Origin of the sequence: Curtobacterium sp. MCPF17_051 (assembly GCF_003234595.1) — a bacterium.
Lineage (GTDB): Bacteria > Actinomycetota > Actinomycetes > Actinomycetales > Microbacteriaceae > Curtobacterium > Curtobacterium flaccumfaciens.
Window position 1 is genome coordinate 17537 of record NZ_QKSE01000009.1, and the last position, 23044, is coordinate 40580.

The following is a 23044-nucleotide window of genomic DNA, read 5'->3' on the forward strand; positions in this document are numbered from 1 at the left end:
CGGAAGGTCCACCGCGTCGCATGACGAACCAAGCTCCCCACGCCTACGACGTGATCACGATGGGACGCGTCAGCGTCGACATCTACCCGCAGCAGACCGGCCCGCTCGAGGACGTCTCGACCTTCTCGAAGTCGGTCGGCGGCAGCGCCACGAACGTCGCCATCGCCGCTGCTCGCCACGGCGCGGACGCCGCCGTCATCACCCGGACGGGCAACGACCCCTTCGGCCGGTACATCGCCCGCACGCTGCCCGAGTACGGCGTCGCGAACGCCTTCGTCGAGACGGTGGAGGGGCTGAACACCCCCGTCGCCTTCTGCGAGATCTTCCCGCCGGACGACTTCCCGCTCTACTTCTACCGGGCCCCGAAGGCGCCGGACCTGATGATCACGGCGAAGTCCCTGCCGCTGCACGAGATCGAGCGCGCGAAGATCTTCTGGACCACGGTGACCGGCCTCAGCGAGGAGCCGAGCCGACAGGCGCACCACGTCGCCTACGAAGCACGGTCCGCGGCGCAGAACAGCACGAAGACCCACACCGTGCTCGACCTGGACTACCGGTCCATGTTCTGGTCGAGCCCCGAGGCCGCGACCCGCGAGGTCGCGATCGCCCTCGAGCACGCCACCGTCGCCGTCGGCAACCGCGAGGAGTGCGAGGTGGCGGTGGGGGAGACCGACCCGGTCCGCGCCGCTGACGCCCTGCTCGACCGCGGCGTCGAGATCGCGATCGTCAAGCAGGGACCGAAGGGCGTGCTGGCGAAGACCCGCGACGAGTTCGTCGAGTTCCGTCCGCACCACATCGACGTCGTGAACGGGCTCGGCTCGGGCGACGGCTTCGGCGGCGCACTGACCCACGGGCTGCTGCAGGGCTGGAGCCTCGAGCGGATCCTGGCGTTCTGCAACGCAGCCGGCGCGATCGTCGCGACGCGGTTCGAGTGCTCGACGGCGATGCCGACGAGCGACGAGATCGAGCAGTTCCTGACCGACAACCCCGCCGAGGGCACGAACCACACGGGCGAGACACACACCGAGGAGAAGACCCATGCCTGAGCTCAGCCCCGCTGACTTCCAGCGCCTCCGCGACATCCGTGCCGGCCAGCCCGACCTGGTGCGTGCCACGCTCGACGCCCGCCGCAAGCGCTCCCTGCTCGCCGACGACGGCAAGCTCTTCATCGTCGCCGCCGACCACCCCGCACGCGGTGCGCTGGCCGTGCGCGACGACGAGTCCGCGATGGCGGACCGCTACGACCTGCTCGAGCGGCTCGTCACGGCCCTCGGCCGTCCGGGGGTCGACGGGGTGCTCGGCACCCCCGACATCCTGGAGGACCTCGCGCTGCTCGGCGCCCTCGACGGCAAGGTCGTCGTCGGGTCGATGAACCGCGGCGGGCTGCGCGGCGCCACGTTCGAGATGGACGACCGGTACACGGCGTACTCGGCGCAGGCGATCAAGGACTCCGGGCTCGACTTCGCCAAGCTGCTGGTGCGCATCGCCCTGGAGGACTCGGGCACCGCGCCGACGCTCGAGGCCACGGCCCGCGCCGTCAGCGAGGCCGCTGCGCTCCAGCTGCCGATCATGCTCGAGCCGTTCATGTCCGAGTGGCGGGACGGCCGGGTCGTCAACGACCTGTCGGCCGACGCCGTGATCACCTCGATGGCGATCGCTGCGGGACTCGGCGAGTCCAGCGCCTACAGCTGGCTCAAGATCCCCGTCGTCGACGACATGGAGCGCGTGATGGCCGCGACGACGCTGCCGACGCTGCTGCTCGGCGGCGACCCGGCTTCGCGCCCGCTGGAGACGTACGCCAAGTGGGCTGACGCCCTGGCCCTGCCCGGCGTCCGCGGCCTGGTCGTCGGACGCACCCTGCTCTACCCCTCGGACGGCGACGTCGCCGCCGCCGTGGACGTGGCCGCCGGTCTCGTCCACAGCCAGGAGGCCCGGGGCGGGTTCTCCACAGATGCCCACGACCCAGCCGCTCGGCTCGCGGGCGCCACCACCATGGACTCGTCCATCTCGGAAGGAAGCAACGCATGACGCTCACCGACACGACCAACACGACCGTCGGGCACTGGATCGACGGCAAGCGCGTCGAATCCGCGTCGGGCAACACCGCCCCCGTGTACGACCCAGCGCTCGGCGTCGCGACCAAGCAGGTCGCGCTGGCCGACGAGTCCGAGATCCAGGCGGCCATCGGCAGCGCCAAGGCGGCGTTCCCCGGCTGGAGCAACCTGTCGCTGGCCAAGCGCCAGGCGATCCTGTTCTCGTTCCGCGAGATCCTGAACCGCGACAAGGCCGAGCTGGCCGAGATCATCACGAGCGAGCACGGCAAGGTCATCGACGACGCCCTGGGTGAGATCGCCCGTGGTCAAGAGGTCGTGGAGCTCGCCACCAACATCCCGAGCCTGATGAAGGGTGAGTTCTCCGACCAGGTCTCGACCGGCATCGACGTCTACTCGATCCGCCAGCCGCTCGGTGTCGTGGGCATCATCAGCCCCTTCAACTTCCCGGCGATGGTGCCGCTCTGGTTCCTGCCGATCGCGATCGCCGCGGGCAACACCGTCGTGCTGAAGCCGAGCGAGAAGGACCCGTCGGCCGCCATCTGGCTCGCCGAGAAGTTCAAGGAGGCCGGGCTGCCCGACGGCGTCTTCAACGTGCTCAACGGCGACAAGCTGTCCGTCGACGGCCTGCTCACCAGCGACGACGTCGAGTCGATCTCGTTCGTCGGCTCCACGCCCATCGCGCAGTACGTCTACGAGACCGGCACGAAGCACGGCAAGCGCGTGCAGGCCCTCGGCGGCGCGAAGAACCACATGCTGGTCCTGCCCGACGCCGACCTCGACCTGGTCGCCGACAACGCGATCAACGCCGGCTTCGGTTCGGCCGGTGAACGCTGCATGGCGATCTCGGTCGTCGTCGCCGTCGAGCCGGTGGCGGACGAGCTCATCCAGAAGATCAAGGACCGCGCGGCGACCCTGCGCATCGGCGACGGTCGTCGCGGGTGCGACATGGGGCCGCTCGTCACGGAGCAGCACCGTGACAAGGTCGCCTCGTACATCGAGGTCGCAGAGCAGGACGGTGCGGTGGTTGTGGTGGACGGCCGCACCGTCCGACCCGACGGCGACGAGAACGGCTTCTGGCTGGGTCCGACGCTGATCGACCAGGTGCCCACCACCAGCCGCGTCTACACCGAGGAGATCTTCGGTCCGGTGCTGAGCGTCGTGCGGGTCGCCACCTACGAAGAGGGCCTCGAGCTCATCAACTCCGGCGCGTACGGCAACGGCACCGCCATCTTCACGAACGACGGTGGCGCCGCTCGACGCTTCCAGCGTGACGTGCAGGTCGGCATGATCGGCATCAACGTCCCGATCCCCGTGCCCGTCGCCTACTACTCGTTCGGCGGCTGGAAGAACTCGCTGTTCGGCGACCACAAGGCGTACGGGGCCGACGGCGTGAGCTTCTTCACCCGTCAGAAGGCGATCACGAGCCGGTGGCTCGACCCGTCGCACGGTGGCATCAACCTCGGCTTTCCGTCGAACAACTGACCCGCAGCATGGCGAACGAACAGCACCAGCACGACCAGTGGTTCATCCCGGCGGGCTCCCGGCCCGAGGCGGGCTGGACCGACGTGGTCGACGGTCGCATCGAGGGGTGGGCGCACACCGGGCTCCGGACCGGCGCGCTGACCGACGGGGGCGAGCTGCGCCTCCCGGCCGACGCCGTGGAGCGCATCGTCGTGCCGCTCGCCGGGTCGTTCCACGTGACCCACTCGGGCGCTGCCGGCGACGGCGAGCAGACCCTGCAGGGTCGTAGGAGCGTCTTCGACGGCCCCACCGACGTCCTGTACCTGGGCTCGGGCTCCGCGGCCACCATCACCGGCAGCGGCCGGTTGGCCGTCGCCGAGGCGCCCACCGACACCGTCAAGCCGACCACCTACGTGGCCCGGACGGACGTGCCGGTGGAGCTCCGCGGCGCCGGGCAGTCAAGCCGTCAGGTGCACAACTTCGGCACCCCGGCCGCGCTCGACGCCGTCAAGTTCATCGTGTGCGAAGTGATCACGCCGGCCGGCAACTGGTCGTCGTACCCGCCCCACAAGCACGACACGAACGTGCCCGGTTCAGAGTCGAACCTCGAGGAGATCTACTACTACGAGGCCGCGGTGTCCCGTGGGCTCGAATCGATCGCGCCCGAGGCCGCCGACCCGTTCGCCCTGCACCGCACGTACGCCTCGGACGACCGCGCCATCGACGAGTTCCGGCAGGTCCGGACCGGCGACGTCGCCCTGGTGCCTTACGGCTGGCACGGTCCGGCGGTCGCCGCTCCGGGCTACGACATGTACTACCTGAACGTGATGGCCGGGCCCGACCCGGAGCGCGTCTGGAACATCACCGACGACCCGGCCCACGGGTGGGTCCGGCAGGCGTGGGCATCGGAATCGATCGACCCACGACTGCCCTACGAAAGGAAGCAGGCGTGACCACCACCACGCGGAAGATGACGGTCGGCCAGGCACTCGTCGAGTTCCTGGCCAACCAGTGGACCGTCGACGGCGACGTCCGCGAACGCACCATCCCGGGGATCTTCGGCATCTTCGGGCACGGCAACGTCGCCGGGGTCGGTCAGGCCATCAAGCAGCTCCACGTCGAGCAGCCCGGTCTGCTGCCGTACCACCAGGCCCGCAACGAGCAGGCGATGGTGCACGAGGCCGTCGGCTTCGCCCGCATGCACCGCCGCCGCGCGACCTACGCGTCGACGGCGTCGGTCGGCCCGGGCGCCGCCAACATGCTGACCGCCGCGGCACTCGCCACCACGAACCGGCTGCCGGCACTGCTGCTGCCGTCGGACACCTTCGCCACGCGCACCACGGACCCGGTGCTCCAGCAGATCGAGCTGCCGCACGACACGTCGTTGCAGGTCACCGACGCGTTCCGTCCGCTGTCGCGCTACTTCGACCGTGTGGAGCGTCCGGAGCAGCTGTTCTCGATCGCCCTCGCCGCGATGCGGGTGCTGACCGATCCGGCCGAGACCGGTGCGGTGACGATCGCGCTGCCCGAGGACGTCCAGGCCGAGGAGCTCGACGTGCCCGTCGCGTTCCTGCAGCCGCGCGAGTGGCACATCCGCCGCCCGCTGCCCGAGCGCGGCCCGCTCGAGCGTGCCGTGGCCGCGATCCGTGCCGGCCGGCGTCCGGTCATCGTGGCCGGCGGCGGGGTGCTGTACTCCGACGCCGCCGACGAGCTCCGCGCCTTCGTCGAGGCCACCGGGATCCCGGTCGGCACGTCGCAGGCCGGCGGCGGATCCCTGGTCTGGGACCACCCGCAGTACCTCGGCGGGATCGGCGCGACGGGCACCGCGGCGGCCAACGCGATCGCCGCCCAGGCCGACGTCGTCATCGGGATCGGCACCCGCTACAGCGACTTCACCACGGCGTCCCGAACCGCGTTCCAGAACCCGGACGTCACGTTCGTCAACGTCAACGTGGCCGCGTTCGACGCCTACAAGCACGGTTCGCAGCTGCCGCTGATTGCCGACGCAAAGGAGGCGCTGGTCGCCCTGACCGAGTCGCTCACCTCGGACGCGGCGTACGTCGTCGAGCCCGGCTACGCCTCCGAGATCGCCTCGCTGAAGGCGGCGTGGGACGCTGCGGTCGACGGTGCCTTCGCGCCGTCCGGCGCAGACCTGCCCGGCCAGCCCGAGATCATCGGCGCCGTGCAGTCGGTCTCCGATCCCCGAGACGTCGTCATCCAGGCGGCGGGTTCGCTGCCCGGCGACCTGCACAAGCTCTGGCGGGTGCGTGACGAGCTCGGGTACCACGTCGAGTACGCGTTCTCGTGCATGGGCTACGAGATCGCCGGTGGCATCGGGGTCCGCCGCGGAGCTCCGGACCGCGACGCCATCGTGATGGTCGGTGACGGCAGTTACCTCATGCTGCACACCGAGCTCGTCACGGCCGTGGCCGAGGGCATCAAGATCATCGTCGTGCTCATCCAGAACCACGGGTACGCGTCGATCGGGCACCTGTCCGAGACCGTCGGCTCGGAGCGCTTCGGCACGAAGTACCGCTACCTCGACGAGACCGAGTCGTTCGAGAACGGCGAGCCGCTGCCCGTCGACCTCGCCGCCAACGCCCGCTCGTACGGCGTCGACGTCATCGAGGTGCAGCCCGGCCCGGACAGCATCGAGGACCTGAAGGCCGCGCTGCGTCAGGCGAAGGCGAACGACCACACCACCCTGGTGCACATCAACTCCGACCCGCTGGTCTACGCCCCCGAGGGCGACGGTTGGTGGGACGTGCCGGTCGCGCAGACCTCCACCCTCCCCAGCACCCAGGCCGCCCGCGCCGAGTACGAGCAGCAGGTCGCCACGCAGCGTCCGCTGCTCGGCTGAACCGTTCACGAGACAGAAAGCGACAGCGACGTCATGACCGACACCGCCACCCCCATCGGCAGCCCCGCGACCGACGCGGCGCCCGCCTCGATCCGCATCGGCACCGCCCCGGACTCGTGGGGCGTCTGGTTCCCGGACGACCCGAAGCAGGTGCCGTGGCAGCGCTTCCTCGACGAAGCGTCCGCCGCCGGGTACGAGTGGATCGAGCTCGGCCCGTACGGGTACCTGCCGACCGACCCGTCCCAGCTGTCCGACGAGCTCGAGTCCCGCGGGCTCAAGCTGTCGGCGGGCACGGTCTTCACCGGGTTCCACAAGGGCGAGGACCAGTTCCAGCGTGCGTGGGACCAGGCCGTCGCGGTCGCGGGCCTGGCAGCGAAGCTCGGCGCCGAGCACCTGGTGACGATCCCCGACCTGTGGCGCTCGGACGCCACCGAAGAGGTGCTCGAGCCACGCACGCTCACCGACGAGCAGTGGGAGCGTCTCGGCAAGGGCCACGACCAGCTCGGCAAGGCGCTGCTCGAGGAGTACGGCGTCCACCAGCAGTTCCACACCCACGCGGACAGCCACGTCGGCACCTACAAGGAGACCGTGCGGTTCCTCGAGGTCACGAACCCCGAGTACACCAACCTCTGCCTCGACACCGGCCACTTCGCCTACTACGGCGGCGACAACCTCAAGCTCATCGCCGCCCACCCGGAGCGCATCGGCTACCTGCACCTCAAGCAGGTCGACACCGACCTGCTGTTCGACGTGCTCAAGAACGACGTGCCGTTCGCGACCGCCGTGTCGCAGGGCATCATGACCGAGCCGCCGCACGGCACCCCGGAACTCGCCCCGATCATCGAGGCCGTCGCCGCGATCAACCCGGACGTCTTCGGCATCGTCGAGCAGGACATGTACGGCTGCTCCGTCGACGCCCCCGGCCCGATCGCCGAGCGCACCTTCCAGCACATCTTCGGCTCGACCTCGGCCGCCCGCGCCTCCTGACGCGCCGTCCACGCAGCGTCAACAAACCCCAGGAGAACACCACCATGACCACCACGCAGAACCTCCGCGTCGCCGTCGTCGGCGCCGGCATGATGGGCGCGGACCACGTCCGCCGCATCACCGCCAAGATCTCGAACGCCGACGTCGTCGCCGTCGTCGAGCCCGACCAGGCCCGTGCCGCCGCGGCAGCGGCCCTGGCACCCGGCGCGATCACCGCCGCGTCCTTCGACGAGGCACTCGAGCAGACCGAGATCGACGCCGTCATCATCGCGACGCCGGGCTTCCTGCACGAGCCGATCCTGGTGACGGCGCTCGAGCGCGGGCTCACCGTCCTGTGCGAGAAGCCGCTGACGACCAGCGCCGAGGACTCGCTGCGCATCGTGGAGCTCGAACAGCAGCACGCCGCCCGACCCGTCATCCAGGTCGGCTTCATGCGCCGGTTCGACACGGGCTACCAGGAGCTCAAGGCCCTGCGCGAGTCGGGGGCGAACGGCGCTTTGCTCGCCCTGCACCACGCGCACCGCAACCCGACGACGCCGCCGAACTTCAGCGAGTCGATGCTCATCCACGACTCGGTGATCCACGAGATCGACATCATCCCGTTCCTGACCGGCGAAGCGATCACGAGCGTCGAGGTGAAGAAGCCGCGCAAGAACTCCCTCGCGCCGGCCGACCTGCCCGAGCCGCAGTTCGTCCTGTTCACCACCGAGTCCGGCACCATGGCGATCGTCGAGATCAACGTGAACGCCCAGTTCGGCTACCAGGTCACCACCGACGCCGTGTTCGAGTCCGGTGTCGCCTACATCGGCCGCGACACCTCGCTCTCGCTCGCCGCAGCCGGGGCGACCTCGCAGGGCGTCACGCCCTCGTTCAAGGAGCGGTTCGCCGCCGCCTACGACGAAGAGGTGCAGCGCTGGGTCGACGCGGCCCGGACCGGCGGCATCGACGGGCCGAGTGCCTGGGACGGCTACACGGCCTCGGTCGTCGCCGAGGTCGCCGTCCGGGCCCAGCAGTCCGGCGCGCACGAAGTGGTCGAGTACGCGGTCACGAAGCCGGCGTTCTACGACGAGACGAGCGACGCGACTGCGCCGGCCGCGCTCGCCGGGGCCTGATCGATGCCGAAGATCGCGCTCGACCCCACCCCGTTCCACCACGACCTGTCGCTGCTCGAGTTCCCGCGCAAGGTCGCGGAGCTCGGCTACGAGTACCTGCAGCTCACGCCGCACAAGGACTTCATCCCCTTCTACCGGCACCCCAAGGCCGACGACGACCTGGTCGACGCGTTCGCCGCGGCCTGCCGTGACGCCGGGGTCCAGGTGGCGAGCGTGCTGCCGGTGCTGCGCTGGTCGGGCCCGGACGAGGACGCCCGACAGGCTGCGGTGCGGAAGTGGAAGCGGGTCATCGAGATCACGAAGCGCCTCGGCGTGGACACCATCAACACGGAGTTCTCCGGCCGCCCCGAGCGCGCTGAGGAGTCCGAGGACCAGTTCTACCGGTCGATGGAGGAACTGCTGCCGATCATCGAGGACGCCGGCATCCGCGTGCTCATCGACCCGCACCCCGACGACTTCGTCGAGGACGGGCTCGAGGCGCTCCGGGTGATCCGCGGCCTGAACTCGAAGCACGTGGGCTTCGTCTACGTCGCGTGCCACACGTTCCACTACGGCGGCAACATGGACGAGATCATCGACGCTGCCGGGGACTCGCTGCAGCTGGTCCACGTCGCCGACGCGTACGACCACCGTCGCTCACACGGCCTGCGCTACATCACGAACCCGCCCGGCAATCCGGTCCGCGTGCACCAGCACCTGCCGGTCGGCCAGGCGGACGTCGACTTCGACGCCTTCTGGGCGGCGCTCGACCGGGTCGGTTTCTCGGCGCGCGAGGACACCGTCGCGGTCTCGAGCGTCTTCGCCGAGGACGAGAACGCCGACGCGGTGTCGCGGTTCCAGCTCGACACGATCACGAAGGGGCTCTACCGATGACCACCACCCTCGAAACGCAGGCGTCCACCGACGCCGACTCCCGTCCCGTCACCCTGCAGGCCGCGGAGCAGACCCCGACCGCCCTGTGGAACGACTCCGCCGACCCGCGCGAACTGTCGACCGCCATCCACGAGTACGGTGCCGTCGGTGCGACCTGCAACCCGGTGATCGCGTACACCTGCATCCAGCAGGACCCGGAGACCTGGGTCCCGCGCATCCGCGAGATCGCCGAGGAGCACCCGACGGCGGGGGAGTCCTGGATCGGCTGGAAGGCCGTCGAGGCGCTCTCCATCGCCGCCGCGGCGCAGCTGCTGCCCGCGTTCGAGGCGTCCGGCGGACGGAACGGTCGACTTTCCATGCAGACCGACCCCCGGTTCCACCGCGACGCCGACGCGCTCGTCGAGCAGGCCGTCCGGTTCTCGCAGCTCGCGCCGAACATCATCGTGAAGATCCCCGCCACCAAGGTCGGCATCGCCGCGATCGAGGAAGCCGCCTACCGCGGGGTCTCGATCAACGCCACGGTGTCCTTCACCGTGCCGCAGGTCGTCGCCGTGGGCGAGGCCATCGAGCGGGCACTCGACCGCCGTGCTGCCGAGGGCCTGCCGGAGCAGGAGTTCGGCCACGTCGTCACCCTGATGGCCGGCCGCTTCGACGACTGGCTGAAGACCGTCGTCAAGCGCGACCACGTGATGGTGGACCCGGGCATCCTCGAGTGGGCCGGTGTCGCCGCGGTGAAGAACGCCTACCGCGTCTTCCAGGAGCGTGGGTTCCGCTCGCGGGTGCTGGTCGCCGCGTTCCGCAACGCACTGCAGTGGTCGGAGTTCCAGGGCGGCGACCTGGTCGTGTCGCCGCCGTTCCAGTGGACGAAGGACATCAACGACAACGCGTTCCCGTTCCGTCCGCACGCCATCGACGACGAGGTCCCCGTGCACGTCATCGAGGCGCTCCGGGCCGCGACGCCGGAGTTCGCCCGCGGCTACGACGTGGACGGCATGACGATCGACGAGTTCGACCGCTTCGGTGCGACCGTGACGACGCTCCGGCAGTTCCTGGACGCCGACGCGAAGCTCGACGCACTGGTCCGCGACATCATCGTCCCCGCTGTCTGAGACGGGACCTGATGCGCGGCGCGATCCGCGGTCGGAATGACGGGTCGCGCCCCGCGCGCTGACGCACCAGCCTGGAGGCCCGGTGCCGGTCCCCGAGACCGGCACCGGGCCTCCAGGCGGTTGCTTCATGTGCTGACAAAGTCGGCCGCATCGGCTACGCTCGTTGTCGCGCTCCAATGCGCGTCACCTGAACGAAGGAGTTCTCCATGGACAGCATCGGCGTCGGGCTGATCTCGGTCGGCTGGATGGGGCGGTTGCACTCGCGTGCCTACCGAGCGTTGCCGGACCACTTCCCGGAGCTCGGCGTTCAGCCGCGGCTCGTCGTCGCGGCCGACCCGATCGAGGCGGCACGCGACCAGGCGGTGACGCGGCTCGGGTACGAGCGTGCCGTCGCCGACTACCACGAGGTCCTCGCCGACCCGGCGGTCGAGGTCGTGTCGATCTGTTCGCCGAACTTCCTGCACCGCGAGATGGCCGTCGCCGCGGCCGAGGCGGGCAAGCCGTTCTGGATCGAGAAGCCGATGGGGCGGTACGCCAGCGACTCGCGCTCCATCCACCAAGCGGTGCAGCGCGCCGGCGTCATCACGAGCGTCGGCTTCAACTACCGGCACGCCCCGGCCATCGAGCGCGCCCGGGAACTCGTCCGCAACGGGCGGCTCGGCCGGATCACGAACGTGCGCGGATCGTTGCTCGCCGACTACTCGTCCGACCCGGCGGCCCCGCTGACCTGGCGCTTCGAGCGTGAGCGCGCCGGATCGGGTGTCCTCGGCGACCTGCTGTCGCACGGACTCGACCTGGCGCAGTACGTGGTCGGGCGGATCGCCTCGGTCAGTGCGCTCGCCGAGACGTTCATCGAGTCGCGGCCCCGCCCGGCTGCCGGCATCGTCGACCGCAGTGCCGCTGCGACCGGTGAGCTCGGTGCCGTCGAGAACGAGGACTACGCCGCGCTGCTGTTCCGGTTCGAGGACGGTGCGGTCGGCACGATGGACTCGAGTCGCGTCATGCGTGGGCCGCACGCCGAGTACACGCTCGAGATCTACGGCACCCGCGGTTCGGTCCGGTGGGACTTCCAGCGCCTCAACGAGCTCGAGGTGTACCTGGACGGCCAAGAGGCCGACGGGTACGCGACGCACTACGTCGCTCCCGGGGACGGCGAGTTCGCCCGGTTCCAGCCGGGCGCCGGCACCGCGATGGGCTACGACGACCTGAAGACGATCGAGGCGGCGCAGTTCATCGCGAGCGTGCAGCGCGGGGAACAGCTCGCGCCCTCGGTCGCCGACGGGCTGGCTGCCGCGTCGATCGTCGAGGCCGCGGAGGCCTCGCTGGTCGACGGCTCGTGGCACGACGTCGCTCGTGTCGACGGGCCGCTGACGTACGGGGCGCCGACGCCGAGGTTCTAGACACCTGGCCGTCCTTGCTTGTTAGTATGTAAGGACAAAGTCCGAGCAACCAGGAGGCACCATGCCGCTCGTCCGTATCGACCTCGCCACCGGCCGCACGCCGGAGGCCGTCCGTGGCATCGCCGACGCCATCCACCAGGCCATCGTCGACGTGTACGGGATCCCGGTGCGGGACCGGTTCCAGGTGATCACCGAGCACCCCGCGCAGCAGATCATCGCCGAGGACGCCGGGCTGGGGTTCGAGCGCACCGAGGGCGTCATCGTCATCCAGGTGTTCACGCAGCGCGGGCGGACCGACGAGGCGAAGGCCGCGCTGTACCTGGCGATCCACGACGCCCTCGCGGCGATCGGTGTCGCGTCCGAGGACGTCTTCATCGGCTACGTCGAGAACGGGCCGCAGGACTGGTCGTTCGGCTTCGGCCGTGCCCAGTACGTCACGGGCGAGCTCGGGGTGCCCGCGCTCGGTTGAGGTGGTGCGGGCGTGGGCGCGGTGCGGGTGCGGGTGCGGGGTGGTGCGGGTTGGTCACGACACCCCGCTCAGTTCCGCCGAGTGGTCACGAACTGTCGGTTGCCGGGCCTCCGGGCGACAGTTCGTGACCACTCGGCACACCGCCGACAGTGTGTCGTGACCCCTCGCCGAGCAGCCCCGGGCGACAGAACGTGACCGCTCGGCCGAGTGACCGGTCGGCCTACTTGTCGACGAGCGTGACCTCGAACGAGTACCGGTCCGGGCGGTAGCAGTGCACGCCGTACTCGACCGCACGGCCCGAGGCGTCGTACGCGGTGCGGCTCATCGTGAGCACCGGGTCGCCGTCCTCGATCTCGAGCAGGCCGGCCTCTTCGTCGGTGACCGCACGGGCCCCGATCCGTTGCTTCGCCACCCGCATCGTGACACCTCGGCCGCGCAGCAGCTGGTACAGCCCGTACGCCTGCAGGTCCTCGTCGGTCAGGTCGAGGAACTCCGGCGGCAGGTAGTTCTCGAGGATCGCCATCGGGACGTCCTCGGCGAACCGCACCCGCCGGATGTGCGCGACGGTCGTGCCGGGCTCGATGCTCAGTGCCGCGGCGACCTCGTCGGACGCGGGGACGTCGTTGCGCTGCAGGAGCTTCGTCGCCGGAGCCTGCGAACCCTGCGCCAGGTCGTCGTACAGGCTCGTCAACTCGACCTTGCGGGTCACCGGCCCGTGCACGACCTGGGTCCCGATGCCGCGGCGGCGCACCAGCAGACCCTTGTCGACGAGGTCCTGGATCGCGCGACGGATCGTCGGCCGCGACAGACCGAGACGCTCACCGAGGGCGATCTCGTTCTCGAGCCGGGCCCCTGGTGGCATCGCGCCGGAGCGGATCGACTCCTCGATGCGCGAGGCGACCTGGAAGTAGAGGGGCATGGGACCCGACCGGTCCAGGTCCATGAACAGGTCGGACGGCAGCTGGCCTTCGTTGGTCATCGCGGTCCTTCACACGTGCGGAGATGCCGGCGTCGGTGCCGACGGCATTGTCGTGACAATACCACCGGGGATGTGGCGCCCCGGCCGCGCGCAGCGGGCGTTGCGTCAGTCGGCGAACACCGTCAGTCAGCGCAGACCGTCAGTCGGCGAACACCGTCAGTCAGCGCAGACCGTCAGTCGGCGAACACCATCGGTCGGTTCGACAGCCGCGGCTGGTTCGCGCCCTTCGGCTTCTCGGCGCGCGCGCGGACCGGGGCGATCGTCACCCGGGTCACCGCGCCGAGCGCCTCGACCGTCTCGACGCCGTGGTGCCCGGCGGCGTGCACGACGATCGCGGCGCAGGCCTCGGCGTCGGCGGCGGCGTCGTGGTGCTGGAACCCCTCGAACCCGGCCGCCATCGCGGCGACCGGCAGGCGGTACGAGTCGAGCGTGTAGGTCTTGCGGGCGACCGCCAGGGAGCACAGCGAGTGGTGCTCGGCCAGGTCGATCCCCGTCGCGGAGCACCCACCGGCGATGACGCCCATGTCGAAGCGGGCGTTGTGCGCCACCAGGACGTCGCCCTCGGCGAAGGCCACCAGGTCGGGGTACTGCTGCTCCCACGTCTTGGCGTGCGTGACGTCCTCGGCGACGATGCCGTGGATCCGCGTGTTCCACTCCAGGAACGCGTCGTGCCCGAACGGCGGGCGGATGAACCACGACGCCCGATCGACGACCCGGCCGGCTCGGACCTTCACGAGCCCGACGGAGCAGGCGCTGGCGGGCGAGCTGTTGGCGGTCTCGAAGTCGATCGCGGTGAAGTTCAACGGCACGGTCCCGATCGTCGCACGGGGTGCCGACATCGCCCTCCGTTCCCGTCGGCGTTGCGTGTGGCTACCCTCGCCACATGGGGAACGAGGCCGACCGACGTCCGCTCGTCCTGGTGCTCGCCGGTGCCGGCTACGGGCAGCAGGCGCCGCTGCTCTGGTGGACGAGCGAGATCGCCGCCGCGGCGGGCTGCGAGGTCGTTGCGCCACGATGGCACGTCGACGACGCTGCCGGTGCCGATCCGGTCGGGTTCGTCGAGACCGCTGTCGCCGCGGCGCTGGCGGACCGGCTGCCCGACCTCGTCGTCGCGAAGTCGTTCGGCTGCTTCGCCCTGCCGTGGGCGATCCGCCACGAGGTGCCCGGCGTCTGGCTGACGCCGGTCCTCACCCACGATGACGTCGTGGCAGCACTCGCCGCCGCGACCGACGTGCACGTCGCGATCGGGGGTGGCGACGACACCATGTGGCGCCCCGAGCGGGTCTCGGGGACTGCTGCGTGCCTCCAGACCGTCGACCGTGCCGACCACTCGCTCCAGGTGGCCGGCGACTGGCGGCGCTCGCAGCGGCTGCAGGCCGACGTCTTCGACGTCGTCGAGCGGCGCGTCACGACCCTGCGGCCCCGGACGGGCGGGTCGCGTCCCCTGGTCTGACGGACGGACTGGAGGCCCGGGTCGGCTCCGACAGGCCGCCGCCGGTAGGCTGTGCTCCCGTGGCTCTCACCATCGGAATCGTCGGTCTCCCGAACGTCGGCAAGTCGACCCTGTTCAACGCCCTGACCAAGAACCAGGTCCTCGCCGCGAACTACCCGTTCGCGACGATCGAGCCGAACGTCGGGGTGGTGAACCTGCCCGATTCGCGGCTCGACCAGCTCGCCGAGCTCTTCCACTCGGAGAAGACCGTTCCGGCGCCGGTGTCGTTCGTCGACATCGCGGGCATCGTCAAGGGCGCGAGCGAGGGCGAAGGCCTGGGCAACAAGTTCCTCGCCAACATCCGCGAAGCCGACGCCATCGCGCAGGTCGTCCGCGGCTTCACCGACGACGACGTCGTGCACGTCGCGAACAAGGTCTCCCCGAAGGACGACCTCGAGGTCATCAACACCGAGCTGATCCTCGCCGACATGGAGACCATCGACAAGGCGCTCCCGCGGTACGAGAAGATGCTCAAGCTCAAGCAGGCCGAGCCGATCGTGCTCGAGACCGCTCGCGAGGCCCGTGCCGCGCTCGAGCAGGGCACGCTGCTGTCCGCCACCAAGATCGACCTGTCGCCGATCGCCGAGCTCGGCCTGCTCAGTGCCAAGCCCTTCATCTTCGTGTTCAACGTCGACGAGGCGATCCTGACCGACGAGTCCCGCAAGGCCGAACTGGCCGCGCTCGTCGCCCCGGCGCAGGCCGTGTTCCTCGACGCCCAGGTCGAGTCGGAGCTCATCGACCTCGACCCGGCCGACGCCGCCGAACTGCTCGAGTCGACCGGTCAGACCGAGTCGGGCCTCGACCAGCTCGCCCGAATCGGGTTCGACACCCTCGGGCTGCAGACCTACCTGACGGCCGGTCCGAAGGAAGCCCGTGCGTGGACGATCGGCAAGGGGTGGAAGGCTCCCCAGGCTGCCGGCGTCATCCACACCGACTTCGAGAAGGGCTTCATCAAGGCCGAGGTCATCTCGTTCGACGACCTGGTCGCGACCGGCTCGATCGCCGAGGCCCGCGCTGCCGGCAAGGCCCGCATCGAGGGCAAGGACTACGTCATGCAGGACGGCGACGTGGTGGAGTTCCGTCACTCCTAGACATGACGTCGGCTAGCCTTCTGACGTGGAAAAGGCAGCCATCTACCTCCGCATCTCCCGCGATGCGAAAGGAGAGCACGAGGCCTGGGAGCGGCAAGAACCGCTCTGCAGGGACATCGCTGCGAAGCGCAACTGGGAAGTCGTCGCCGTCTACAAGGACGAGGCGAGCGCGTCCAAGCGCAAGGTCGTCCGTCCTGACTACGAGCGCATGCGTGCGGATTGGACGGCAGGACATTTCGAGAAGGTCGTTGTCTATGACCTCGACCGATTCACCCGCCAAGGGACCGAACTCGAACAGTGGATTCTCGAAGCAACGGACGAAAACCGGCCGCTGCACATCGCCTCGTCGAACGGTGACTACGAGCTTTCTCACGACAACGGGCAGTTCTTTGCTCGAATGAAGGCGGCTGTTTCCGCGCAAGAGACGGCTGGCAAGGCCCGGCGGCAGCGGGACGCGAACCGAGCCCGCGCTCACAACGGCAAACCTCCTTCGGGGAAACGACTGTATGGCTTCGAGAATGACGGAGTGACGGTTCGCCGGGACGAGGCTGCGCAGGTCATGCGGATGTTTGACCTGTTCTCCGCCGGGTTGACCCTCCGTTCGATAAGCCGCGAACTCGACCGCGACGGGATACCGAGTCGGCGGGGCGGACCGTGGAGCCCAAGTACCATCCGAGGAATACTCTCAAACCCGCGGTACGCAGGCCGTACCGCATATCGCGGGGAGCCAATCGATGTCGCGACTACGTGGGAGGCGCTGGTCGATGAGGACGTCTACGACGCGGTTCAGGCGGTGCTAGCGGACCCGACGCGCCTGACTCATACAGGCACGGCAAAGCGGCACCTCGGAGCCGGCCTCTATCTCTGCGGTGGAGAGGACGAGAGCGGGGTGGAGTGCCGCCGTCCAATGACGCAGACAGGGACGGTCTACTACTGCAGAGGGCATGTCAGTAGAACGCGCGCCAAGATTGACGAGGCTGTCGAGTTCGTGATGCGAGAGCGGCTGAGTCGTCCGGATGTGCTGGAAGCACTCGCTGACCGCCCCGATGTGAAGCCCCAGCTCACGAAGGTTAGAGAGCAGATTGCGGCACTTTCGGCCCGTCGCCGGAAGTGGCTCGACGACGTATACGAGGAGCGCATGGACCCAGCCGTCCACCGTTCACTCGATGAACGAGCGAAGGCGGACCTTCAGAAGCTTCATGGCGAGCAGAATGCGCTCCTCGCGCCGACCGCGGCGTCTATTCTTCTCGGAACGGACCCGGTTGAGCGATGGGACAACGCTAGCGTCGAAACGAAGCAGGCCATCGTCCGTCTGTTGTGTGACGTCGTACTTCTGAAGACGGGCAGAAAGGGGCCGAAGCAGCGTAGCGTCTTCGACCCCTTCAGTATCCGCTTCGAGTGGAAGCAGGACTAGGACGCCCGCACGATGAGTGCCAGGTACACGAGAGCCGAGTAGGCCCGCCATGAGGTCGCAGAGAGATGCGCTTGCTCCGGCTTCGTGTCGACGGCCTCCGGATGATGCTGGAGGGCCTCCCATCGGAGGTCCTCGACGACTGAACGAAGTCGTGGCTCATCGTCGTTGCCGGGCGCGTCAATGAGCCGCTCGACACGTGCGAGCGTTGAGATGAGTGCGTGAAGGGTTTGGTCCTCCAACTCCGCGGACGTCACCAACAAGTCGAGGTCGTCGTGCAGACTTTCCAGGCAGTCGCGGTACTGCTTGGCGAGCCAAGGGAGGCCGTAAGCCGTCGTCGGGAAGCGCAGCTGAACCTCTGGCTCACGCTGTCTGTTGTCCATGTTTGCCTCCTGGGCAGTTGTGGGAACGGGACAGGACTGCCACATGCGGCGAAAAAGTCGAAGTCCGGGAAAGCGCCGCATCTGGGAGGTGCGTGCCATGCTCGCGACCGCTCCTTGACCAAGCCTCCGGCCTGCCCGTGAACTGCGGCAGTAGGTTCGTTGCCGTTTGCAAGCACTGCTCGGCCGTCTACCGCAACGACTGGCTGGCCATCATGCGTGCGGGCATCTTCCCCCCGGGGACTGAACGCACAGGGCCAGCAACGGGCTATCTCTGGGGTCTGGTGACGCTGACCGCGCCCAGCTTCGGACGTGTCCACCGTGTGCCGAAACACCCGGAGAGCGCCAGAAGTGGTTGTGGATGTGGCACGACCCATCGCTATCAGCACCAACAGCTTGCAGGCGTACCACTCCAGCCCCACGGATACGACTACGCGGGGTCCGTCCGGTTCAACCGCGACGTTGGCTACCTGTTCAATGCAACTCGGCAGCGCATGAAGCGCAACTACCCCAACGCGGAGTTCGTGGGCGTCTTGGAGTGGCAGGCACGACTCGCCCTCCACCTGCACTTGGTCGTGCGCGTTCCGCTCGCAGACGGTGACGTCTTCACAAACATTGCCGCGACGCTCCGTTCTGTGACCTCCACAAGCCCCGTCGACGGGACATTCGTGGCGTGGGGAGAACAGGCGGAAGGGCACCTCATCAGCTCCCACGACACGGCGCAGGGAAGTCTCTCGACAACGGGATACATCAGCAAAGTTTTGCAGTACGCGGCGAAGGACTGGGGCAGGGAGCACGATGGGCAGAGCGAAGAACGACGAGCCCACGCCGACCGGATGGACCGTGCGGCTGTGCTGATGCCATGCGGACGTGTGAACAAGTTGGGCGAGCCGTGCGAGCCAGGCTACGGCGTGGTCATACCGGGTGGACTTCCGTATCGTCCTGACAGGGCTATCTGTCCCTCGAAGGTGCATGAACGCTATGGCTTGCGCCAGAAGCAGGTCTGGGCGTCCAGAGGCTGGGCCTTCGACGGGTTGAACAGGACGAAGCAGCGGGACAGTCGGCGCGAGTGGGCGAGGAAGCAAGCGGAAAAGGAAGAACGGGCGGCCTGGGCAGAGGCATCCTTCGATGCAGCGTTCGGTTCCTCAATCCGCGAGTCCGATGCGCACGTCGCCGGAGCGTAGCGAAGCGGAGCGACGAAGACGGGAGCACTCGGCCGCGGGCAGGCGCGGAGCGCCTCTTCAAGTTGGAATAGAAAATCTCAACGAAGCGAGGCGAAACCGACCGAACCGAAGTCTGCTGACGAGGCCAAACGTAACTCAACCGCGACTGACGTGCCTCCAGCTGCGGGGCCGGGTCCAGCGCCGGTGCGCTGGCGCAGGGGGTGCCGGGGGGCTGCGGAAGCCCCGCCGCGCCAGGACTGCCGACGGACCTCGAGAAATCAGAGGGAACACGACTACGGTTCTCAAGCCGTTGCCGAATGGGATGGGTGCCGGGCGAACGGTCCCGGTAACCCTCAATCCGAAAGTAACAACATGGCGAACCTCAACAGCTTGACCGTCGCGGCGACGCAGGCAGTGCTCATTGTTCCGAAGTCAGACCCGAAGGCCTTTTACGCCTACGTGGACGGCAAGCGGTCCAACACGCAGCGGGTGAACGACAGAGGGCAGCCGGTGTTCGCTTTCGACGCGCTGCTGCAGGTGAACGGGCAGCGTCACGAGGGCCGTATCACGAGCACGACCTCCACTCTCCCCGAACTGCAGTTCGGCGGCTTCCTCGTTGGCTCCGGTCAGACCACCATCACCTACCGTGCGACTGCCGACTCGGTGAACAACTTCACCGGTCGGCCCTTCGCCTACCTCACCGTCTCCGTCGAGGTCGAGCAAGTGGTCGCTCCGCAGTAGGCACGCGAGTGGGAGAAGGGGAGGGACAGGTGTCCCTCCCCTTCGTCGTGGTTCGCAAAGCCGTCTCAGCCTCGAAGAATGGCGACGGGCGACCCGAGTGCTACGCAGCCAGCGCCACCTCGGACGCCGTCGGGGTGGGCAGGAGTGCTCGCAGGCGCGAGGCGGAAGTCGGGGTCAGCGCGGGAGCGGAGTGTGCGATGGAACGGAGGGCGGCGAGCGTTTCGACGGTCATGCCGTCCCTATGCGCGGAGCATCTCCCCAGCCGTGTGAACTCGAGGCTGCGAGAGACCCCCACTTCGAGGGGTGACGGTGCTGTCGAACCTACAACGAGGATTCAACTGTGCCCCAAGGCCGCGAGCGCTCTCGACTTTGTTTGGGGCGCCGGGCTTGCGATGAGGTCGTTCGATCGGCTACGTCCAGCCGACTTCTGTTCCATCGACACGCACTTTCTGACTTACCGGGCGGTCTTCCGCTCGTCACGTGCCCATTCATGGCTGACACGAAGGTGCGCTCACTCTTCGGGCAAGTCGCCCTTAAGCGGGTTTGGTCGGTCATTTGTGGACTGCTTCGCTGGTTTCGACTCCCACTTGAAGGCCGCGCTTACAAGGAGTGCTGTCATGACGAAGACGAGCAAGTAGAGCGGTACAGATGCGGCCAGCAGCCAGCGTGTCCAAGGTTCGGAGACCCAGACCACGCTCATAGCGGCCCCAAGGGAGACTGATACGACTACGAAGAAGCCACCGAACAGCACGACTCTGACCGCGGTGCCCCAGCGGGTCAGCACTGCCTCTCGGTAGCGGCCAGAGAGAGCAAGCACCGCAGTCCCGTTGACTGACAAGCCGCTGATGATGCCGCCAGTTGTCCCGACAGCCTGCATGGCGTCCTTCACGGTCTCGTCGCAGACGTCACCCATCAACAGTCGGATGCCGAACGTTGCTCCGGCTGCGAGCACCGTGAGAGCAACGAACAGGACGATGAGGGACCTGTTCGATGACTTCATCGTCTCGTGTCCTCTCGTCGGTGGTTCAGATGTCCGCGTTCCTGAGTCGGAGCAGGTCAGCTCGGTCAAGTACGAACGCGTCGACGATAGCCTCGACCGCCGTCTTTCCGGCGAAGGCCCTGGATGCTCCCGTTGCGAGCATCACGTTCGACTTCCTCGTAAGGCGGTGTCGAAGCAGGTCAACCTCGGTGGGGCCAGTGGAATCAGACGGGGCGATGGTGACCTGAGCCTTGTCGACCGCTCCATCGAGGGAGCCGAAGTTGTCGTTGAACCAGTCGAGGATTGCCTGCTCGTCCTCGGGCCCGCTCTTACCCCTGACCACACTCGCCTTGACCTCGATGCGTATCTGCTGCACGTTCGGGGCGTCGTCATCGCTTGGGAAGAAGATGTCGCGGATGCCAGATGCCGGGTTGACCTGGCTGCCTAGCTCGCCCGCGAACACAGCAGACTTGAGGCCGTGCGCCTGGCCGAGCAGATTGGCTCGGGAGGGGTCAACAACGGGACGTACCGCCCAAGCAAAGTCCGTTTCGGCCCACATCCCGGCTGTCGCGCGATTGAGCCAGTCGACGAACTTCGTCGCTCGGGACGATGACGTCGACTCCGCGAGTACGCCAATCAAGTTGCCGAAGGGGAGAAACGTGACGAACAGGTTGTCGACCGGCTCCCACTCGTCCCCGTTCAGACTCATCGGTGCCTGAGACCCGTCAGAGACGTTCGCTTGGTTCGGAACGTAGTCCTTGCCTGCCGCAAGGACGATGCCGTAGGTGGTTTCCGGGTCGAGCAGGGGCGGCGCCTTCGGGACGTCGGAGAGGTCGAACGCGTCAGTCCAGGCACCACCGACGTTCAACGCCATCACGGTCCCGGCGTGCTCGCGACCCTCAAGGTCGAACGTGTGGCGCTTGCCGTAGAGCCGTTTGGTGATGACCGTGTGCCAGTCCACCTCGGGCGCGTTCAGCGATGTGCGAGCATCGACCAGACGCCAGTACTGGACAGTGCGTCGTACGTAGTTCTTCGGGGCCATCAAGTCTCCTGCAAAGCGTGGTGGCCTCATGTTTACAGCAGTGCAGGGTCGGGGGAGGTGCGGCGCGCCCAAGCGTGGGGGCTGTCATGTCCAGGTTCCGCGGAATGTGGTGGAGTTCCGCTTCAACAACTGATCTGCCGGCGTGGTTCGTCGTGCGCCAGGATGAGCGCATGACGAATGCACAGGCAGGGTGGTACGACGACGGCTCCGGCACCATGCGGTGGTGGGACGGTTCCGCGTGGACGGAGCAGGTGCAGCAGCAGGCACCCGTGGCGTCGGGTGTCGGTGGAGTGATCGGCCGGATCCAGGCCGAAGCCGCTTCGGGTGGTCAGCCGCGTCCGGCGCAGAACGGCATGAGCTACGTCGTGCTGCAGGTGGTGCTCAAGGAGAAGTTCTTCGGCACGGGTTCGGGCAACCTCACCGAGCTCGAGAAGGCGATCAACGCGCAGGCTGCGCTCGGGTACCGGCTGCACACGATCACGACGGCTTCCTCGGGGAGCACTGGCTTCGGTGGCGGGGACCGGGTGCAGGCCACGATGGTCTTCGAGCGCCTGAACTGAGGCGAGCGGTCCGAGTCGTCGGGACGCCCGGTGGGGTCAGTCGACGAGCGCCAGAATCACCGCGGGGATGCGGTGCTCGATCGCGTCCCAGACGATCTCCTTCCGTGCCTTTCGGTAGTCGTGCGACAGGATGTTGCGGGTCTTGCGGACGGCCGCGAGTGACAGGTCGGACGGGAGTCGTGCCTCCCGGTCCTGGGGGATGCGACCGAGCAGGTCGTCGAAGTGGATGATGACCGCTTCGGCTGCTCGGTAGGTGAGGCTGCGGGTCGCGTCGAACTCGCTCCGCCCGTGCTCGACGATCATGGAGCACTCGGCGAGCAGGTCGAGGAAGCTAGTCTGCAGCGACGGCCACCGCTCTTCGAGGGCAGCAGGGTCACGGTCGTTGCGGGGCCGAGGCGTGAACCGGGGAGCCGGCATCACAGCGGCACGGCTTCGTCGAGGACGTGGGTGAAGTGCTCGTCGTCTTCGAGGTCGTCGGTGAGGACGTCGACCTCGAAACCGGTGATGCGCTCGACCTCGTGCGCGAATCCACCGAGATCGAACAGCGATGCCGCGGGGGTCAGGTGGACCAGCAGGTCGATGTCACTGCGTTCGGTGTCCTGCCCGCGGACCGCGGAGCCGAAGACGCGGACGTCGTCGAGGTGGAAGCGCTTCGCCTCGTCGAGGATCGCGTCGGCGTAGACGGCGAGCGGGATGCTCGGGCGGGTGTGGGCCGCTTCGAGGATCCGCCGGAGCGACTCCGGGCGCGGCCGCTTCCGTCCGCTCTCGTACGCCGAGATGGTGGGCTGCTGCATGCCGGCGGCGGCAGCGAGACCGGTCTGCGAGAGACCGAGGTCCTCGCGGGCAGCGCGGATGAGTTCCGCGGCACGATCGACCCGCAT

At 68.2% G+C, this 23044-nt stretch carries 25 protein-coding genes; 17 read left to right on the plus strand and 8 right to left on the minus strand.

Annotation, left to right across the window (positions count from 1 at the left end):
• The first annotated feature begins 20 nt into the window (after positions 1–20).
• From iolC to DEJ35_RS08455, 11 genes are all read left to right on the plus strand, one after another.
• Positions 21–1046: a 5-dehydro-2-deoxygluconokinase gene (gene iolC / locus DEJ35_RS08405; protein ID WP_110860679.1), complete on the plus strand. Its 1026-nt coding sequence runs from the start codon at positions 21–23 to the stop codon at positions 1044–1046.
• Positions 1039–2028, plus strand: coding sequence for a class I fructose-bisphosphate aldolase (locus tag DEJ35_RS08410; protein WP_035807563.1), 990 nt, complete (start codon positions 1039–1041; stop codon positions 2026–2028). Before iolC ends, DEJ35_RS08410 begins: the two co-directional genes overlap by 8 nt.
• Positions 2025–3536 carry a CoA-acylating methylmalonate-semialdehyde dehydrogenase gene (locus DEJ35_RS08415; RefSeq protein WP_111192561.1) on the plus strand — a complete coding sequence of 504 codons (1512 nt, stop codon included), beginning with the start codon at positions 2025–2027 and terminating at the stop codon, positions 3534–3536. The genes DEJ35_RS08410 and DEJ35_RS08415 overlap by 4 nt, the downstream gene beginning before the upstream one ends.
• An 8-nt stretch (positions 3537–3544) precedes the next feature.
• Positions 3545–4468 (plus strand): 5-deoxy-glucuronate isomerase, encoded by a 924-nt coding sequence (gene iolB / locus DEJ35_RS08420; RefSeq protein ID WP_111192562.1) that lies wholly within the window; start codon positions 3545–3547, stop codon positions 4466–4468.
• A gap of 17 nt (positions 4469–4485) precedes the next feature.
• On the plus strand, positions 4486–6375 hold the full coding sequence (iolD, locus tag DEJ35_RS08425; RefSeq protein WP_111123424.1) for a 3D-(3,5/4)-trihydroxycyclohexane-1,2-dione acylhydrolase (decyclizing): 1890 nt from the start codon (positions 4486–4488) through the stop codon (positions 6373–6375).
• Between the two features lie 33 nt (positions 6376–6408).
• Positions 6409–7362, plus strand: a complete 954-nt coding sequence (locus DEJ35_RS08430) for a sugar phosphate isomerase/epimerase (protein WP_110860673.1) — start codon at positions 6409–6411, stop codon at positions 7360–7362.
• A 44-nt stretch (positions 7363–7406) separates the two neighbouring features.
• On the plus strand, positions 7407–8474 hold the full coding sequence (locus DEJ35_RS08435; protein ID WP_110860671.1) for a Gfo/Idh/MocA family protein: 1068 nt from the start codon (positions 7407–7409) through the stop codon (positions 8472–8474).
• A gap of 3 nt (positions 8475–8477) precedes the next feature.
• Positions 8478–9347 (plus strand): sugar phosphate isomerase/epimerase family protein, encoded by an 870-nt coding sequence (locus DEJ35_RS08440; RefSeq protein ID WP_110860669.1) that lies wholly within the window; start codon positions 8478–8480, stop codon positions 9345–9347.
• Complete coding sequence (locus DEJ35_RS08445; RefSeq protein ID WP_110860667.1) at positions 9344–10456, plus strand: transaldolase family protein; 1113 nt, start codon at positions 9344–9346, stop codon at positions 10454–10456. Before DEJ35_RS08440 ends, DEJ35_RS08445 begins: the two co-directional genes overlap by 4 nt.
• A gap of 206 nt (positions 10457–10662) precedes the next feature.
• Positions 10663–11856: a Gfo/Idh/MocA family protein gene (locus DEJ35_RS08450; protein ID WP_111123392.1), complete on the plus strand. Its 1194-nt coding sequence runs from the start codon at positions 10663–10665 to the stop codon at positions 11854–11856.
• A gap of 61 nt (positions 11857–11917) precedes the next feature.
• Positions 11918–12325, plus strand: a complete 408-nt coding sequence (locus tag DEJ35_RS08455; protein ID WP_110860663.1) for a tautomerase family protein — start codon at positions 11918–11920, stop codon at positions 12323–12325.
• Positions 12326–12545: 220 nt separating this feature from the next.
• Here the strand turns inward: DEJ35_RS08455 and DEJ35_RS08460 are convergent, their stop codons facing one another.
• On the minus strand, positions 12546–13304 hold the full coding sequence (locus DEJ35_RS08460) for a GntR family transcriptional regulator (RefSeq protein ID WP_027464530.1): 759 nt from the start codon (positions 13302–13304) through the stop codon (positions 12546–12548).
• A gap of 173 nt (positions 13305–13477) precedes the next feature.
• Positions 13478–14143 carry an exonuclease domain-containing protein gene (locus DEJ35_RS08465; RefSeq protein ID WP_181420073.1) on the minus strand — a complete coding sequence of 222 codons (666 nt, stop codon included), beginning with the start codon at positions 14141–14143 and terminating at the stop codon, positions 13478–13480.
• 44 nt (positions 14144–14187) lie between these two features.
• Between DEJ35_RS08465 and DEJ35_RS08470 the strand changes: the two genes are divergently transcribed.
• From DEJ35_RS08470 to DEJ35_RS08480, 3 genes are read left to right on the plus strand one after another with little or no spacing between them, the layout of a single operon-like run.
• The gene (locus DEJ35_RS08470) at positions 14188–14757 is read left to right on the plus strand and encodes a hypothetical protein (RefSeq protein WP_111192563.1); all 570 of its coding nucleotides are present in this window, start codon (positions 14188–14190) and stop codon (positions 14755–14757) included.
• Positions 14758–14816: 59 nt separating this feature from the next.
• On the plus strand, positions 14817–15887 hold the full coding sequence (gene ychF / locus DEJ35_RS08475) for a redox-regulated ATPase YchF (RefSeq protein WP_111192564.1): 1071 nt from the start codon (positions 14817–14819) through the stop codon (positions 15885–15887).
• A 25-nt stretch (positions 15888–15912) separates the two neighbouring features.
• Positions 15913–17301, plus strand: coding sequence for a recombinase family protein (locus DEJ35_RS08480; RefSeq protein WP_111192565.1), 1389 nt, complete (start codon positions 15913–15915; stop codon positions 17299–17301).
• Here DEJ35_RS08480 and DEJ35_RS08485 read toward each other — a convergent pair.
• A complete protein-coding gene (locus tag DEJ35_RS08485; RefSeq protein ID WP_111192566.1) occupies positions 17298–17681 on the minus strand; it encodes a hypothetical protein in 384 nt (127 codons plus the stop codon). The genes DEJ35_RS08480 and DEJ35_RS08485 overlap by 4 nt on opposite strands.
• A gap of 92 nt (positions 17682–17773) precedes the next feature.
• Here DEJ35_RS08485 and DEJ35_RS17660 point away from each other — a divergent pair, with 92 nt between their 5' ends.
• Together DEJ35_RS17660 and DEJ35_RS17030 are read left to right on the plus strand one after the other, a co-directional pair.
• Positions 17774–18862, plus strand: a complete 1089-nt coding sequence (locus tag DEJ35_RS17660) for a replication initiator (protein WP_309147148.1) — start codon at positions 17774–17776, stop codon at positions 18860–18862.
• A gap of 351 nt (positions 18863–19213) precedes the next feature.
• Entirely contained in the window at positions 19214–19582 is a 369-nt protein-coding gene (locus tag DEJ35_RS17030) for a hypothetical protein (protein WP_146244768.1), read from the plus strand.
• Between the two features lie 100 nt (positions 19583–19682).
• Here DEJ35_RS17030 and DEJ35_RS17565 read toward each other — a convergent pair whose 3' ends face one another.
• The 3 genes from DEJ35_RS17565 to DEJ35_RS08505 form a co-directional block, all read right to left on the minus strand.
• Positions 19683–19814 (minus strand): hypothetical protein, encoded by a 132-nt coding sequence (locus tag DEJ35_RS17565; protein ID WP_258378453.1) that lies wholly within the window; start codon positions 19812–19814, stop codon positions 19683–19685.
• Positions 19815–20093: 279 nt separating this feature from the next.
• Entirely contained in the window at positions 20094–20582 is a 489-nt protein-coding gene (locus tag DEJ35_RS08500) for a hypothetical protein (protein WP_111192569.1), read from the minus strand.
• Between the two features lie 25 nt (positions 20583–20607).
• Positions 20608–21603: a hypothetical protein gene (locus tag DEJ35_RS08505; RefSeq protein ID WP_111192570.1), complete on the minus strand. Its 996-nt coding sequence runs from the start codon at positions 21601–21603 to the stop codon at positions 20608–20610.
• Positions 21604–21773: 170 nt separating this feature from the next.
• Here DEJ35_RS08505 and DEJ35_RS08510 point away from each other — a divergent pair, with 170 nt between their 5' ends.
• Positions 21774–22163, plus strand: coding sequence for a DUF2510 domain-containing protein (locus DEJ35_RS08510; RefSeq protein WP_110860615.1), 390 nt, complete (start codon positions 21774–21776; stop codon positions 22161–22163).
• Positions 22164–22199: 36 nt separating this feature from the next.
• Here the strand turns inward: DEJ35_RS08510 and DEJ35_RS08515 are convergent, their stop codons facing one another.
• On the minus strand, positions 22200–22580 hold the full coding sequence (locus DEJ35_RS08515; RefSeq protein ID WP_110860612.1) for a HepT-like ribonuclease domain-containing protein: 381 nt from the start codon (positions 22578–22580) through the stop codon (positions 22200–22202).
• Positions 22580–23044 (minus strand): helix-turn-helix domain-containing protein, encoded by a 465-nt coding sequence (locus DEJ35_RS08520; RefSeq protein ID WP_110860610.1) that lies wholly within the window; start codon positions 23042–23044, stop codon positions 22580–22582. Before DEJ35_RS08520 ends, DEJ35_RS08515 begins: the two co-directional genes overlap by 1 nt.